Source organism: Novosphingobium resinovorum, from assembly GCF_027922145.1.
Taxonomy (GTDB): domain Bacteria; phylum Pseudomonadota; class Alphaproteobacteria; order Sphingomonadales; family Sphingomonadaceae; genus Novosphingobium; species Novosphingobium resinovorum.
Map to the genome: position 1 here is coordinate 414,346 of NZ_BSFC01000019.1, position 14,893 is coordinate 429,238.

Sequence of the window (14,893 nt, forward strand, 5' to 3'; positions counted from 1 at the left end):
CCACCATGACGCGCCGCGTGAAGGGGCTCGTATCGCTGGCGGTGATCGCGGTCGCTGCGGCCGTGTCGCTGCCGCTTGTGGCCCTGCGCGCCGCACAGCCCGTAGCGCCGGTGGCCCCGGCCGCGCCGCCGCGCGCCGTGACCCTCCCGTTCGTTGGCGAATTGACGCAAGGCGGCTGGCTGCGCGGGACTTTGCCCGCCGGAGTGCGCTCGCTCTCGCTGGACGGCAATCCGGTGAAGGTGGCGCCTGACGGTGGCTGGTTCGTCGCCTTCGACCGCGATGCCGGGCCTCAGGCGGTACTGCGCATATCCTATTCCAACGGCACGCTCGGCGAGCAGCGTCTCTCCGTGGCGCCGCGCGCGTGGCAGATCGAGAACGTCAACATCCCCCGCAAGCCCGGCGGTCCATCCGAGGCGTTCATGGCGCTGCGTCGCCCCGAACTTGCGCGGATCGAGGCGGCGCGTGCCCTCGTCAATGACGCGCAAGGCTGGCGGCAGCGCTTCGTCTGGCCGATCAAGGCGCGCATTTCCGGCCGCTTCGGCTCGCAGCGCATTTATCGCGGAGAGCCCGGTGCTTATCACTCCGGCCTGGACCTCGCACCGGGCGGCAGCGGGGCGACCTTCGTGGCTCCGGCGGACGGCGTCGTGATTCTGGCGGCGGAGAAACCCTTCACCTTGGAAGGCAACCTGCTGATGCTCGACCATGGCATGGGCCTCAACAGCGCGTTCCTGCACTGCTCCGAAATCCTCGTGAAGGAAGGCGAGCATGTGAAGCAAGGGCAGATAATCGGCCGCATCGGCATGACCGGCCGCGCCACTGGGCCGCACCTGCACTGGTCGATCAAATGGAATGACGTGCGGCTGGATCCGCTGTTGTTCACAGGGCCGATGACTTGATCGTCGAACGGCCGGTTGCCATTCCGCAAAGATGACCTAAGCACGCTTGGTGCGCCGCAGCATTCCCCTCCTGGCCCTCGCCGTTCCGCTTTTATGGGTGACCTGGGGGCGGACGGCCGTGCCGCCGGGCGGGCATACCCCGATAGCGGGCCTGGAAGTCGAGCGACAGGTCCTGCCGTCAAATAAGATCCTTGCACGTTACCTCGGTCCATTCCGAATGGAATCAGCCTGGCAATATCGATCGAAGAATCCCAGGGTAGCGGGCTATTCGGCCCTTGTGGCGAAGCCGGGCGGGAGGCTTCTTGCCTTTAGCGATGCAGGCGGGGCTCTTTACTTCGCCCCTCCTGGCGAACGGTCGGTAAAAGCGCGAGCTTTGTGGCTGATGTTCAGTTCTTCCGGAGAGGAAAAAGCGGGTCGGGACGTCGAATCCGTCGCGACCGATCCTGCCACCGGTCGCTATTGGGCCGCGCTTGAGGGCAGCAATAGAATTGTCCGGCTTTCCCCGATCCTGAAAGAAACGGACCAGGTCGCTCCCCGCGCCATGGCTTTGTGGGGCATCAATACCGGTGCCGAAGCCATGACCCGCCTTCCGGACGGGCGATTCGTCGCGATCCGGGAGATACCGCCTTCGTTGGGTGAACCTCGTCTCCACGAAGCGGTGCTGTTCTCGGGCGATCCGATCGAGCATCCGAATCCCCGGAAGTTTTTCTTCGATGGGCCAGACAACTTTTCGGTCGTCGACATGACTCTACTACCCGACGGACGTGCACTGATCCTGATGCGACGGCTTATCTGGCCGTTGCCGATGCGATTCGCCGGGCGGATCGTCATTGCCGACACCGCCCTGATCCGGCCGGGCAAGGTCTGGCACTCGGTGCCTCTTGCCTCGCTAGCTTCCGTTCTGCCGGTCGACAATTTCGAGGCGATCGCGGCGGTGCCCCGGCCTGACGGACGAATCACCGTGTGGCTGATGTCGGACGACAATGCGATGCGGGTGCTTCAGCGCACCCTGCTGTGGAAGCTTTCGGTCGATCCGAAGCAGTTGCCCTGGCCGAAGTAAGAATCCAAATAGAACGCGAAAAAGCGCGCGAAGCAGAGCTTCGCACGCTTTTTCAAAACCCGTATTCCCGATGCGCTCCCCCGTCAGGAGGAGCAGGCAATCAGGCGGCCTGGGTCTTCTTGAGGTCGCGCTTCACCTTGGCGGCGCGCGGCGACAGCTTGGCGTCCGAGGTCTTCAGCAGCCAGTTGTCGAGGCCACCGTTGTGCTCGACCGAACGCAGGCCGTGCGTCGAGACGCGGAACTTGAAGCTGCGGTCCAGACCTTCCGACATCAGGGTGACGTTCTGGAGGTTGGGCAGGAAGACGCGCTTGGTCTTGTTGTTCGCGTGGCTGACGTTGCAGCCAACCTGGCGGCCCTTGCCAGTCAGTTCGCAGATGCGGGACATAGTCTTTCTCGCTCGAAAATTGCTTGCCGTTAAGTACGGGAAGGCGCGCCCTTACCGATTCCCCTACCCAAGGTCAAGTTGCACACAGGTTTTTGAAGGGCTAGCGCGGACGAATGACTCGCTGGCCTCTTCCCGAACCCATGGCGCTTGCCCTGCAGGAGGCGCAGGCTGCTGCCGATTCCGGCGAAGTGCCCATCGGCGCGGTGATCGTCAAGGACGGCCGTGTGATCGCCACCGGCCGCAACGCCCCGCGCGAACGCCACGACCCCACCAGCCATGCCGAGATCGAGGCGATTCGCGCGGCTGCTCGGCTTCTCGGTAACGAACGGCTGGAAGGGTGCGAGCTGTGGGTAACCCTGGAGCCCTGCGCGATGTGCGCCGGGGCGATCGCTCAGGCCCGGATCGCGCGGGTCTATTACGGTGCGTCCGATCCCAAGGGCGGCGCGGTGGAGCATGGCGCGCGGGTCTTCGAGCACCCGCAGTGCCTGCACCGGCCCGAGGTCTATGCGGGGATCGGCGAGGCGCAGGCGGCGGAGATGCTGCGCGGGTTCTTCCGGGCCAAACGATAAACGTCGTCCCGGATCAAGTCCGGGACGACGTTTATAACCCGCGCCAGATCTTCAGCGGAGCTGAATCGGCCGGACCAAACTGCCGCGCCCCGCACCGCGCTGGGCGGAAATCCTTGCCGTAGCAAAGCTGAACCTCGCGCAGCCATCCGGTGCGACTGATCTGGACCCCCACCGCCTCGCGCGGCCAGCCCCGATTCGCCGCGACGAATTCCTCGCGCAGGTCGCCCACCGTGAGGTCGCGCCTGCGGGAGAGTCGATCGGCGTCGGGCCAGTGGATCGAGCGCCACAGGATCGCACTGACGCGGAAATACTTCTGCGGGCTGGCGACCATGCAACTGCCGTGTTTCGCCTACTCGTGCACGAGCAGGCCGGGCGAGGGCGTCATGCACAAGTTCTCGCGCAGGACCTGCGGCGACGGTACGGTCTGCGCCCCGCACCATTGCGGGGAAGGACCGCGCGCCGCTTCAGGCCAAAGGCCATGCAGAATGAAGCCGAAGCGGCCACTGGCGCGGTTGCACTGCATCGAGCGGGTATCGCCGCTGGTCTTGCAGTGGTCGGGCGACCAGCTGGCGGACAGCGTGTAGCCCGCGATCGCCGTGCGGCGTATCGGGCCATCCGGTGTCAGTGGCTTCACCGGCGCAATCTGGCGCGGGACGGAGCATTGGTAGGCCTGTGCCAGCGCCGGAGCCGGAAGCACGGTCAGCGCCGCTATGAAGGCGGCCGCCAGCTTTACGACCCGGCTCACAGGGGCGTGAAGTCCAGCCCGATGTCGGCGGCAGGGGCGCTCTGGGTCAGGCGGCCCACCGATACGTACCTGACGCCGCTGGCGGCAATCGCGCCGATGGTCCTGAGGTTGACGCCGCCCGATGCCTCGGTGGGCACCCGGCCCGCCACCAGCGCGACGGCCTCGCGCAGCACGTCCGGTCCCATGTTGTCGAGCAGCAGGTGATGGGCGCCTGCCGCGATGGCCGGCTCGATCTGGTCGAGGTGGTCGACCTCGCAGATGATCTGCGCCACGCCCGCCGCCTTCGCCCGGGCCACCGCCGGGCCGACACCGCCGGCGACAAGGACGTGATTGTCCTTGATCATCGCCGCGTCCCACAGGCCCATGCGGTGGTTCTGCGCGCCGCCCATGCGGGTTGCGTACTTCTCCAAATGGCGCAGGCCGGGGATCGTCTTGCGGGTGTCGAGCAGGGTCGCGTGCCCGGCCATGGCGTCCACGTACTCGCGGGTCATCGTGGCGATGCCCGACAGGTGCTGCACGGTGTTGAGCGCGCTGCGCTCAGCCGTCAGCATGCCGCGGGCGTTGCCGGTCAGGCGCATCAACTGCGTTCCGGGAGCGACCCGCGCGCCTTCCTCGATGAGAATCTCGATCTCCATCGCCGGGTCGAGCTGGCGGAAGAACGCCGCTGCGATTGGCAGGCCCGCGACGGTGATCGCATCGCGCGAATCCATCACGCCGGAGAACCTCGCGTCGGCGTCGATCACGCTTTCCGAAGTGACGTCACGGCCGCCGCCGGGAAGACCTTCGCCAAGGTCTTCGGCCAGGGTGGCGGTGACGAATGCGGTAAGGTCGAAAGCCGGAAGCGCGAACTGGGTCATGGCCGGGTTATTTGCGCTTTATCTGCAGGTTGTCGAGTGAAGAAAAGGGAAGTCCTGGGGCCATTGCCCCAGACCCCGGAACTGTCGTCGTCGCGCGTGCAGCGGCGTCTGGGGTGATGGATGGGAGATCACATAGCCTGCGGCGCCTCCAACTCATTTCGTCATTGCGAGCGTAGCGAAGCAATCCAGAGCAGTTGAAGGCCGCCCTGGATTGCTTCGCTACGCTCGCAATGACGAAGGTTGAGGTCAGCACCCCACGAAGCGGCGTGCACGACGACGACGGTACTGGGGGTGCAGGGGGGCTATGCTCCCCTGCTTCTACCCTTCAATTCTCAGTGAACGAACCGCGCGATCACGTCCCGATATGAACGCGAAACCTTCACCTGCGCGCCCGAATCGAGCACGAGGAAGCATTCGCCGTTCGTATGCGGCTTCACCTGACGCACCTGATTGAGATTCACGATCGTCGAGCGATGCACGCGCTGGAACACGCGCGGGTCGAGGCGGCGTTCGAGGTCCTTCATCGTCTCGCGCAGGATCAGCGAGTTGTCTGCGGTGCGGATGCACATGTAGTCGCCGGCGGCTTCGATGTGCTCGATCGAGTCCACGTCGATCCGGAAGATCTGGCCGCGATCCTTGATGTTGATGAGTTTTTCGTAGCGGTCGGCGTTGGGGTCGGTTTCCTCGGGCATGTGATCCACCGCGTCGGGGGCGACTTCCGCGAGGACGGTCTTGAGCTTCTCCGCTTCCTCGGAACTGCGCTTTTCGGAAAGGCGCTGGCGCACACGGGCGAGGGTGTCGTCCAGCTTGCTCTCGTCGACCGGCTTCATCAGGTAGTTCACCGCGTTCGCCTCGAAGGCGCGGACGGCGTGTTCCTGGTAGGCGGTGACGAAGACGAACAGCGGCGGTTCGATCTCCATCACGCCCTTCACGACGGAGAAACCGTCGAAGCCGGGCATCTGGATGTCGAGGAAGACGAGGTCTGGCTTCTCGGTCTTGATCTTGCGGATCGCCTCGCGCCCGTTCGCGCAAGTGTCGATGATCTCGACGTCGGGGTACTTCTCGAGCCGCAGTTGCAGACCCTGGATTGCGAGTTTCTCGTCGTCGACAAGAATCGTGCGGATTGTCATAGGTGCTTTTCTCCGGTGCGGCTAACGCGCACGGGGCCAGATTGTTTCATCGCGCCATCTGAACGGGCTGACGCGCTGGTTCGGACATGTCCTCGGTGGTTTCGCGGCGCTCGAAAGGGAGTTCTATCACGACTGCGAAGCCGCCTTCCAGCGGTTCGATCGTTTCAAAACGGTGGTTCTCGCCATAGGCCTGCGACAGGCGGTCGCGGATGTTGGACAATCCCACGCCGGTGGAAACCGGCTCCCCTCCATCGTAGGTCATGCCCGATAGCCTGTTGTCGGTCGTGGGACTTTGCAAGCCCGGCCCGGTGTCCGAGACGGTGATGCGAAGCATCGGCCCGATGAGTTGCGTGTCGACGGTGATCTCGGCCCCGGCTTCCTGCTGGCTGACGGCGTACTTGATCGCATTCTCGACCAGCGGCTGGAGCAGCAGCGAGGGCAGCAGCCCGGCTGTAGTGGCAGCATCGATGTTGAAGGTGGTGCGCAGTCGTTCCTCGAAGCGCATCCGCTCGATGTCGAGGTAGAGCTGGAGGGTCTCGACCTCCTGCTCCACGGTGACGCGCGCGGAGGGCTTGTTGATGAGCGTATAGCGCAGGAACGACGACAGGCGCGACAGCATCGCGTTGGCTGGCTCGGTCTGCTTGAGCAGCACCAGCGTCGAGATCGAGTTCAGCGTGTTGAACAGGAAATGCGGGTTCAGCTGGTAGCGCAGCATCGCCAGCTGGGCGCTGGTGGCCTGGTTCTCCAGCCGGATCAGCTGGTCGTTCTGCTCTTCGACCTGAAGGTAGAAGTTCACCATGTAATAGAGCGCAGTCCAGGCGCCGAGCAGCGTCGCGTCGAGGTAGAACACGCCCACGAAGATCTGCGCGAAACTGGTGTCGGCATCGACCCGCCATAGAGAAATGACCCAGCCGTCGATGAACGCATGCAGCGCCACCGCTACCGGCAGCGCCAGTACCGTCAGGCCCCACGTGACCAGCGCCCGCTTCCTGATGAGCGTGCGGTAGATCACGGAGAGCACCAGCGAGATGGAGAAGCCGGTGATGGTGGCGATGACGGGCTGTACCAGCGCGGTCAGCGGCAGGTTGTTGGCCAGCAACGACATCGAGCGCAGGATCAGTGCGCCGCCCCAGCCGATCAGCTGCAGGCGCCAGAACGCGCGGTCCTTGTTGGCGAAGAAGGGGATGGGCTGGATCGGCAGGACGCTCATGCGGAAGAGCCTAGACGATCTTGCAAAGGTTTCAAATCATGCGCCACGTGCGGCCTTCACGGCTTCCGACAACTGATCGAAGCCGACCGCGCCGGGAATGAGCTTGTCGCCCGCGATCCAGCTGGGGGTGCCGGAGAAGCCGAGGCGCTGGGCCATTTCCATGCTGCGACCAAGCTCGGCCTCCACCGTCGGGCTGGCGGCGATGCGGCGGGCGCGGTCCATGTCGAGGCCGATGGACTTGGCGACTGCCTCGATGGTGGGCGCATCGACCTGCCCGGCCTTGTACATGGCATCATGGAACTGGGCGTACTTGCCTTGCTCGGCGGCGGCCAGGGCCATCTTCGCGGCATCGGGGCTGTGCGGGCTGATGATCGGCAGTTCGCGCACGACGATCCGCAGGTCCGGGTTCTTCGCGATCAGCTGGGCGACGTCGGGCAGGCTCTGGCGGCAGTAACCGCAGGCATAGTCGGAGAACTCGACCAGCGTGACCTTGCCGTTCGGATTGCCGAGCACGGCGCCGGGGAAGGGCGTCTCGACCGCCTGACGGACTCCGCCGAGCGCCTTGGCGGCCTCGCGGCGGCGCAGTTCGTCCATGGCTTGTGGCAGGATTTCGGGGTTTTCGAGGATATAGTCGTGGACCACGTGCTGCACGGCGATGCGGCCGCCGTACCAGCCTGCGCCGCCGACGACGGCCAGTCCCACGATGCCCATTGCGAACTTGCCGGCTGTACTCATGATTCCAGAACGTTTCCGTAGTGCTTGGGGGCAGCCAACTCGGCCGACGCCTGTTTCTGACAACACTTCGTCATTGCGGGCGCAGCGAAGCAATCCAGGGCAGCGCAAACCGCCCTGGATTGCTTCGCTGCGCTCGCAATGACGAAAGGGTGGGGGATAAAGGGGAGCATTTCGAAGCCATCTAGCGCCGCTTCTTGTCGCGTTCCAGTTCGGCACGTGCCTGCATCTCGATGTCCTGCGCGCGGATCCAGTCGGGCGAGCCTTGCGGGAGGCCCGCTTCGGCCGCCTGGGCGCTGCGCAGCGCTTCCTCCATGCGGTCGGAAAGCACCTGCTGCTCGGCGCTGGCGAGGTAGGCGCGGGGCATGTCGCCGTTGGCGGCGTAGATCATGCCCAGCTGATACCAGGTAAAGGGGTTTTCCCGGTCGCGCGCGGCGGCGGTCTTGAGGACTTCCTGCGCTTCCTTGTAGTTCGCCCGGTCCTCGGTCGCCATCAGGGCGTGTCCGAAAAGGGTGGCGATCAGCGGCGTGTTGCCGGAAATCGTGTTGGCCTTGCGCAGCATCGGCAGCGCTTCGGCCGGCTTGCCCGCCTCGAGCAGGATCTGGCCGTCGAGTTCCAGGAAATAGGGATCGTTCGGATCGGTGGTGATCAGCGCCTCGGTTTCGGCGCGGGCCTCGGCGAACTTCGATTCGCGATGGAAGGCATAGGCGCGGGCGTAACGAGCGGGGACCGAGTTGTCGGTCATCGGGTACTTGCGCAGGACCTGATAAGGCTCGGCGAGGAAACCGAAGAGCTTGGCCTTGGCGCGCAGGAAGCGTTTCTGGATCGCCGCGTCGTCCGGCTTTTCCCAGGCGGCGTCCTTCTCGTAGGTATCCTTGAGCGTGGCGATGCGGTCGCCGGTAAGGGGGTGGCTGGAGTAGAACTCGTCGCCGTCCTTGGGGCGGTAGCCGTAGCGGAACTCCATGTTCTGGAGCTTCTCGAAGAAGGCGATCGAGCCGCGCCCGCTGATCCCGGCCTTCGACAGATACTGCGCGCCCGCCGCGTCGGCCGAGGCTTCCTGCGAGCGGTTATAGGCGAGGTACTTGCCCATCGCCGCCTGCTGGCCGGCCATGATGACGCCCATCGCCGCCTCGCCGCCGCCCGCAGCCGCCGCCGCCGCGCCGAGCAGGAGCGAGAGCAGCGAGATATTGGTCGCGCCCTTGCCGCCCATGTTGAGCACCGCATGGCCGCCGGTCACGTGGCCGAGTTCGTGCGCGACCACGCCCTGCACTTCGGCGGCGGTGTCCGCCTCGTCGATGAGCCCGGAATTGACGTAGACCGCCTGCCCGCCCGCGACGAAGGCATTGACCGAGGAATCGTTGACGAGGACGATGTCGACGTCGCCCGGCCTCAGGCCCGAGGCCTTGACCAGCGGCGCGGCCATGTCGCGCAGCAGCGCTTCGGTTTCGGCATCGCGCAGGATCGACTGGGCGGAGGCGGAAGCGGCGCAGGCCCCGAGCAGCGCGGGAATCGCGAACAGCAGGGCAGGTAGTCGCAGCTTGGGCATCGGTTCTCTTGGGGACCCCGGGGGCTTAACCGGCGATGAAGCCGCATGCATGCACGGTTGGGGTGGAGGTGTCGAGGCCCACGCCTCTTTCGTCATTGCGAGCGTAGCGAAGCAATCCAGGGCGGCGTAGTGTTGCCCTGGATTGCTTCGCTACGCTCGCAATGACGAGGGTGGTTCAGCCCAGCAACCGCCGCGCCGCACGTTGCAGCAGCGCTTCGTCGTCGCTGACTTCGCCGACCAGCACGATCTCCCCGCCGGGCAGCCGCCGCGCAACGAGCACGGTGAATTCCTCGCCGCTCCCATCGAGTTCCGCCAGCGGGCGTGCCTCGATCGCGCGCAGTTCGCTGGCGAGGCGTTCACGGGCATTCGCGGGGACGCTCCCCGCTTCCTCGCGGCGCAGGCGGCGTTCCTCGCGGACCAGCGCCTTCACGCCGCCGGGCGTCGCCGCGAGATGCGCGGAGAGCGTGCCGACCGCGAGGCCGATCCGTCCGGCATGGGCGATGACGGTGGCGAACTCGGTCAGGCGGGTCTTGTCATAGTCGGCGCCGAACACGAGCTTGACCAGCGGCAACAGCGGCGCGCGTTCCTGCGCTTTCAGCCCCGCATCCTCGATCAGTTCGGCGAGATCTTCCGGGGCATCCCGCGCCGCCAGCGCGAAGTCGTGGGCGCGGCCGATCGCGTCGTAGAGCGCCTGGTGCGAGCGTTCCTCGCTGCGCCGGGCCAGCAGCGCCAGTTCGCGCGCGGAAGCGAGCCAGTCGGCGAGGCCCATCTCGTGATCGACGAAGGAGGTCGGCTCGACCTCGAAGGAGAAGCCGGGGCTCGGCAGCTCCATCGGGGTATAGGCATCGATCGCGGGGAGTGAGAAGTCGCCACTGCCGAAATCCGCAGGCCCGTCCGCCCAGTCGGTCAGCGGTTCGGGTGCACGCAGCATGGCGGGGCGGCTTTCCTCTTCGTCGTCGCTCGACTGGCGGCGGGGAGGCAGCGGCTCGGCGCTCTCCTTCCAGTTGATGACGCCGTAGATGTAGTCGATCCGCCGCCCGTCGCGCGAAAAGGGCATCAGGATGCCGCGATAGAGCACCGTCATGCCCTGCGGGTTGACGTACTCGGCCTCGAACCCGATCGGCGCCTCATTGGCGAGGATCTGCATGTAGTGGTCGGTGATGCGGGAGAGCAGCGAGCCGCTGGGCACATCGGCAAGGCGACGGATCGTCCCTTGCGCGTCGCACTCCTGCACCAGCATCGCGCCGACATAGGCGATGGCGGGATCTTCGATCCCGTCCGTGAAATCGAGTAGGACGCTGCGCGGGCCGAAATCGGGCAAGTTGGCGGGATCGAGATCGGCGATGTCGGGGAAGGTCTTCTCCCCCAGCAGGCTCGCCCAGAAATTGTAGGCCCGCACCTGCATGCGGCGCTCGTCGTTGCCCGGCTTGGCGACCGGGGCGGCGGCGGTGACGTCGTCCCCTTCGGAATCGCCTTCACCCGAAAACTCGCCGTGTAAACTGTCCATGTCGAATCCCGACTCGCCCCTGTAGAGGGCCGGTTCTGGCGCAACTTGGTGTAATAAGGATTAAGTTGCGCCCGTGGAGCTTGCCGGAATCATCAGGCCTGCTTGACGATTCCCTCGCCCGGCTTGGGCAGCGGGGCGAGGATGCGCAGGGCCACGAAGGAGACGATCAGGAAGATCGATCCGGCATGCAGGGCGAAGGGCAGGTCCTTCCAGTCGGCCAGCATGCCCCAGGTCCACGATCCCAGCGCCATGCCGCCGAAGGTCACCGCCTGGTATATCGACAGGCAGCGGCCGAGGATCGCGTCCGGGGAACGCAGCTGCACTGCCGTATTCAGCGTGGTGAGGATCATCACCCAGGCCATGCCCGATACGAAGGCGGCGGGCAGGGCGTAGGCGATGCGGTCCACCTCGGCGATCAGCGACAGCGAGAACACGAACATCGCCGCGCCCATCGCGAGAATGCCCTCGAGCCCGATCCTGCGGCGGATCGGCCCGGTCAGCGGGGCGGCGGTGATCGAGCCGATGCCGAACAGGCCGAGCATCAACCCGTAGTCCAGCTCATCGCCATGGATCGGGCCGTTCACCACGGTCGGCAGCAGCGACTGGTAGGCGGCAAGGCTGAACCCGAGCGCGAAGCAGCGCGCCAGAATGCGGCGTAGCTGCGGGTTGGTGGCGCAGTAACGGATGCCGACGCCCACGGCGGGCAGGATCGGGCGGCGCTCGATCTGGCGCGGCGGCGGCTTCCACCACAGCAGCACGCCGATCAGGCCGATGTAGCTTATCGCATTGAAAGCGAAGGCGAACGATACGTCCCAAATGGAAATCAGCAATCCGCCCAGCGCCGGGCCGACCGAACGGGCGATGTTGAAGGAGATCGAGTTGAGCGCGATCGCCTGCGGCAGCTCGCGCGGCTCCACCTGCTGGCGCACCGAGGCCTGCCATGCCGGGGAGTTCAGCGCAGTGCCGATGCCGACGCTCAGCGTGAAGGCCAGCAGCAGGAACGGCGTCAGCATGTGCGCGTAGGCCATCGCCGCCAGCGCGGCCGAGACCACCAGCATCCCCACTTGCGCGGTCAGCATGACGAGGCGGCGGTCATAGTTGTCGGCGATGGCGCCCGCGAAGACGCCGAACAGCATGATCGGAACCGTCGCCGATGCCTGCACCAGCGCGACGAGCTGGTGCGAGGCGGTCAGCTCGGTCATCATCCAGGCGGCCGCAACGCCCTGCAGCGTGCCGCCGAGGTTCGAGAACAAGTTGGCGGTCCAGATCGCGCGGAACACCGGATAGCGAAAAGGCGAGAACGCGCCCGTCGGCGGAGGCGGCACGAGGTCCGCCGTTGCCACCTCGACCGTCTTTTCGACGGCCTCCTCGATCCTGTCCTCTTCCCGTCTCACACTTCAGGCGTAAGGCGCGGCGGTGGCGGGGGCAAGTCGGTCAGAGCAGATATCGCATCCGGATCGCCAGGCGGACAGGTTCCCCCGCGACATCGAACGCGGCCTGCGCGAACTTCGGCGGTCCCATGCGCACCGGCGCGTCGCGTGAAAAGCCGTAGCCTTCGCGCGGGATCATCAGCCGGGTGTCGAGCTTGCCGTTGCCGTTCTCGTCGTGAATCAGCGACACTGCATAGCGGCCCTGCGGCACCGCGCCGAAGTCCAAATGGAGGTCGCTTGCCGCCGGGACCGTCAGCTTGCGGGCCTGCGGGTCCTTCTCGCAATCGGGAAAAGCATCGGGCCGCGTCGTCAGGCAGGCCAGCACCTGCCCCTTTGCCGAGCGCATGTCCGTCACCGAAACCGACACGTCCGTGTTCTGCGGCGCCGTCGCCCCGGCCAGCAATACGACCAGGCTTAGGGCCGCGAGAACGCCTGTGACAGTCCGGCATCGGTGCCGCACAGATGGTCCCAGTGGCGGAAATAGAGGCCGTAGTTGCATCGATAGCTTTCATGGTGCCGTTGGTGATGGCTGGCGGTAATGAGCCAGCGCCCGAGCGGCGAATGAACGAGGGCACGGGGAAACATCTCCCAGCCCATGTGATTGGTGATCCCCATCACCGTCATGATCGTCAGCACCACGCCCAGCGCGCCGACGTGGATCGGCACGAGCAGCACCAGTGCCGGGATCACCACGGCCCCGGTCAATGCCTCGACGGGATGGAAGCTCATCGCCGCCCATGCCGTCGGCGGGCGGCTGGCGTGATGGACGGCATGGGCGATGCGGAATACCCGTGGCCGGTGCATCCAGCGATGGGTCCAATAGAACCACGTGTCGTGGAGCAAAAGGTAGACGAGCACCGAAACCGGCAGCCACCAGAGCGGCCGGTCGTGCACATCGGTATAGATGCGCGTCCAGCCATGCTCGCGCCAGCCCCATGCGACGACGCCTGAGGGAATGCCGTAGATCGCGGCCGAGGCGAGCGACCATGCGATCTCGCCGCGGATCTGGCGGTCCAAGCCCTTGTAATGGCCGGGCCGCACTCGCGCAGTGATCCAGGCGAACAGGCCGGACGTGAGGAGATAACGGACGCCCACGATTGCCGTCATGGCAAAGGCGGAAACAAGCACCGCAACAAGGGGAGCGTCGAGCGCCATGGGCGCGGGGAGTATGCCCTCAGGAGGGGAAGGGGAAGATAAAAAGAGGAAACCCGGGGCCAAAGGCCCCAGACCCCCATACTGCCGTGGTCACGCGCGCAGCTTCGCGGTGCTGCCCATTGCAGGGAGCGCGCTAGGTAGCTGCGCGAACAACGACGACAGTAACGGGGTCTGGGGCAATGGCCCCAGATTCCCTTTATTTCATCTTACCCTGCGCGCTTCACCGCACCCTTGTGCGCGCCCAGCCCCTTGGGGCCGCGCGGACGGAAGCGACGCTTGCGCTCGCCTTCGCCTTCGCCGCCTTCACGACGCTCGCCTTGCGGACGGTCACTGCGCTGGCCATCGCGGCGCGGCTGGCCGCCACGGCCGCCGCCGTTGCCGCCGCGCTGTCCGCCGCCGCCCTGGCGGCGCTCGCCCTGCGGCTGCTCCACCTTGCGCGAGGGTGCGGGCAGGCGTGCGGCCTGGTTCTGGAAGTCTTCCGGCAGCGCCAGCGGGTCGAGCTTCACGCGGGTCAGGCGCTCGATGTCGCGGATGTATGGCTTTTCGTCCGGCGCGACATAGCTGATCGCGACGCCGGTGGCGCCGGCGCGCGCGGTGCGGCCGATGCGGTGGACATACTGTTCCGCGACGTTCGGGATCTCGAAGTTATAGACGTGCGAAACGCCCGAGACGTCGATGCCGCGCGCGGCGATGTCGGTGGCGACGAGGACGCGCACGGTGCCCTGGCGGAAGCCGCCGAGGGCGGCGGTGCGCTGGGCCTGGCTCTTGTTGCCGTGGATCGCGGCGGCCGGGATGCCGGCGGCGACGAGGTGGCGCACGACGCGGTCGGCGCCGTGCTTGGTGCGGGTGAACACCAGAGCGCGGTCGATGGCGCCGTGCGATGCCTTCTCCTCGGCGTCAGGCGCAAGGCCCGCGCGCAGCGAGAGGGTCAGCAGCGCCTGCTTCTCGGCCTGGTTGATGTGGGTGGCGAACTGTTCGACGCGCTCGGCGGTGGTCGACTGCGGCGCCACTTCGACCTTGACCGGGTCGTTGATGAACTGGCGGCCGAGGTCGGCGATCGCCTGCGGCATGGTGGCCGAGAAGAACAGGCTCTGGCGCGTCTTGGGCAGCAGCGCGGCGACGCGCTTGAGCGGGACGATGAAGCCCAGGTCCATCATCTGGTCGGCTTCGTCGAGGACGAAGATCTCGACGTGGCGCAGCGTCAGCGCGCGCTGGTCGATCAGGTCGAGTAGGCGGCCGGGGGTGGCGACGAGGATGTCGACGCCGCGCTCCAGCGCGCGGGCCTGCTTGCCCACGGGCACGCCGCCGAAGATGCACTGGACCGTCAGGTTCAGGAACTTCGCGTAGCCGCGCATGTTCTCGGCGATCTGCGCGGCGAGTTCGCGGGTGGGCGAGAGCACCAGCATGCGGCAGCCGGCGTTCTGGCGCGGCTTGGGGTCCTGCGCGAGGCGGTGGAGCGAAGGCAGCGAGAACGCGGCGGTCTTGCCGGTGCCGGTCTGCGCTATGCCGAGGAGGTCACGGCCTTCGAGCAGCGAGGGGATCGCCTTGCGCTGGATAGGCGAGGGATCGGTGTAACCCTTGACGGCGAGCGCGCGGAGGATCGGCTCGGCGAGGCCAAGTTCGGAGAAATAGGACATGCGTCACTTTCAAAAGTGCGGGGCGCGCAAGGCT

The 14,893-nt window shown here is 66.2% G+C and carries 16 protein-coding genes; 3 read left to right on the forward strand and 13 right to left on the reverse strand.

The genetic code is table 11. The features are described 5' to 3' along the window. The first annotated feature begins 5 nt into the window (after window positions 1-5). Both PKE80_RS11995 and PKE80_RS12000 read left to right on the forward strand, forming a co-directional pair. A complete protein-coding gene (locus PKE80_RS11995; protein ID WP_271182641.1) occupies window positions 6-896 on the forward strand; it encodes a M23 family metallopeptidase in 891 nt (296 codons plus the stop codon). A gap of 217 nt (window positions 897-1,113) precedes the next feature. Beyond that, window positions 1,114-1,956: an esterase-like activity of phytase family protein gene (locus PKE80_RS12000; RefSeq protein ID WP_271182710.1), complete on the forward strand. Its 843-nt coding sequence runs from the start codon at window positions 1,114-1,116 to the stop codon at window positions 1,954-1,956. A 100-nt stretch (window positions 1,957-2,056) separates the two neighbouring features. On the opposite strand, the gene rpmB is transcribed toward PKE80_RS12000, so the two are convergent. After that, complete coding sequence (rpmB, locus tag PKE80_RS12005; RefSeq protein ID WP_008831830.1) at window positions 2,057-2,341, reverse strand: 50S ribosomal protein L28; 285 nt, start codon at window positions 2,339-2,341, stop codon at window positions 2,057-2,059. Window positions 2,342-2,454: 113 nt separating this feature from the next. On the opposite strand from rpmB, the gene PKE80_RS12010 reads away from it, so the two are divergent. Then, window positions 2,455-2,910: a nucleoside deaminase gene (locus PKE80_RS12010; protein ID WP_271182642.1), complete on the forward strand. Its 456-nt coding sequence runs from the start codon at window positions 2,455-2,457 to the stop codon at window positions 2,908-2,910. 31 nt (window positions 2,911-2,941) lie between these two features. Here PKE80_RS12010 and PKE80_RS12015 read toward each other — a convergent pair whose 3' ends face one another. The 12 genes from PKE80_RS12015 to PKE80_RS12070 form a co-directional block, all read right to left on the reverse strand. Beyond that, a complete protein-coding gene (locus PKE80_RS12015) occupies window positions 2,942-3,241 on the reverse strand; it encodes a hypothetical protein (RefSeq protein WP_271182643.1) in 300 nt (99 codons plus the stop codon). 18 nt (window positions 3,242-3,259) lie between these two features. Beyond that, complete coding sequence (locus tag PKE80_RS12020) at window positions 3,260-3,655, reverse strand: ribonuclease T2 family protein (protein WP_271182644.1); 396 nt, start codon at window positions 3,653-3,655, stop codon at window positions 3,260-3,262. Beyond that, on the reverse strand, window positions 3,652-4,512 hold the full coding sequence (gene nadC / locus PKE80_RS12025; protein WP_271182645.1) for a carboxylating nicotinate-nucleotide diphosphorylase: 861 nt from the start codon (window positions 4,510-4,512) through the stop codon (window positions 3,652-3,654). The genes PKE80_RS12020 and nadC overlap by 4 nt, the downstream gene beginning before the upstream one ends. A gap of 332 nt (window positions 4,513-4,844) precedes the next feature. Continuing rightward, on the reverse strand, window positions 4,845-5,642 hold the full coding sequence (locus tag PKE80_RS12030) for a LytR/AlgR family response regulator transcription factor (protein WP_271182646.1): 798 nt from the start codon (window positions 5,640-5,642) through the stop codon (window positions 4,845-4,847). A gap of 46 nt (window positions 5,643-5,688) precedes the next feature. After that, window positions 5,689-6,852 carry a sensor histidine kinase gene (locus PKE80_RS12035; RefSeq protein WP_271182647.1) on the reverse strand — a complete coding sequence of 388 codons (1,164 nt, stop codon included), beginning with the start codon at window positions 6,850-6,852 and terminating at the stop codon, window positions 5,689-5,691. Window positions 6,853-6,888: 36 nt separating this feature from the next. Next, window positions 6,889-7,587 (reverse strand): DsbA family protein, encoded by a 699-nt coding sequence (locus PKE80_RS12040; RefSeq protein ID WP_248006054.1) that lies wholly within the window; start codon window positions 7,585-7,587, stop codon window positions 6,889-6,891. Between the two features lie 181 nt (window positions 7,588-7,768). Continuing rightward, window positions 7,769-9,130, reverse strand: coding sequence for a M48 family metalloprotease (locus tag PKE80_RS12045; protein ID WP_271182648.1), 1,362 nt, complete (start codon window positions 9,128-9,130; stop codon window positions 7,769-7,771). Between the two features lie 175 nt (window positions 9,131-9,305). Next, window positions 9,306-10,637 (reverse strand): PAS domain-containing protein, encoded by a 1,332-nt coding sequence (locus PKE80_RS12050; RefSeq protein WP_271182649.1) that lies wholly within the window; start codon window positions 10,635-10,637, stop codon window positions 9,306-9,308. Window positions 10,638-10,729: 92 nt separating this feature from the next. After that, window positions 10,730-12,031, reverse strand: a complete 1,302-nt coding sequence (locus PKE80_RS12055) for an MFS transporter (RefSeq protein ID WP_271182650.1) — start codon at window positions 12,029-12,031, stop codon at window positions 10,730-10,732. A 40-nt stretch (window positions 12,032-12,071) separates the two neighbouring features. Beyond that, a complete protein-coding gene (locus tag PKE80_RS12060) occupies window positions 12,072-12,434 on the reverse strand; it encodes a DUF2141 domain-containing protein (RefSeq protein ID WP_268957450.1) in 363 nt (120 codons plus the stop codon). A 47-nt stretch (window positions 12,435-12,481) separates the two neighbouring features. Next, entirely contained in the window at window positions 12,482-13,222 is a 741-nt protein-coding gene (locus PKE80_RS12065) for a sterol desaturase family protein (RefSeq protein WP_271182651.1), read from the reverse strand. A 206-nt stretch (window positions 13,223-13,428) separates the two neighbouring features. Then, the gene (locus PKE80_RS12070) at window positions 13,429-14,859 is read right to left on the reverse strand and encodes a DEAD/DEAH box helicase (RefSeq protein WP_271182652.1); all 1,431 of its coding nucleotides are present in this window, start codon (window positions 14,857-14,859) and stop codon (window positions 13,429-13,431) included. Window positions 14,860-14,893: the final 34 nt, after the last annotated feature.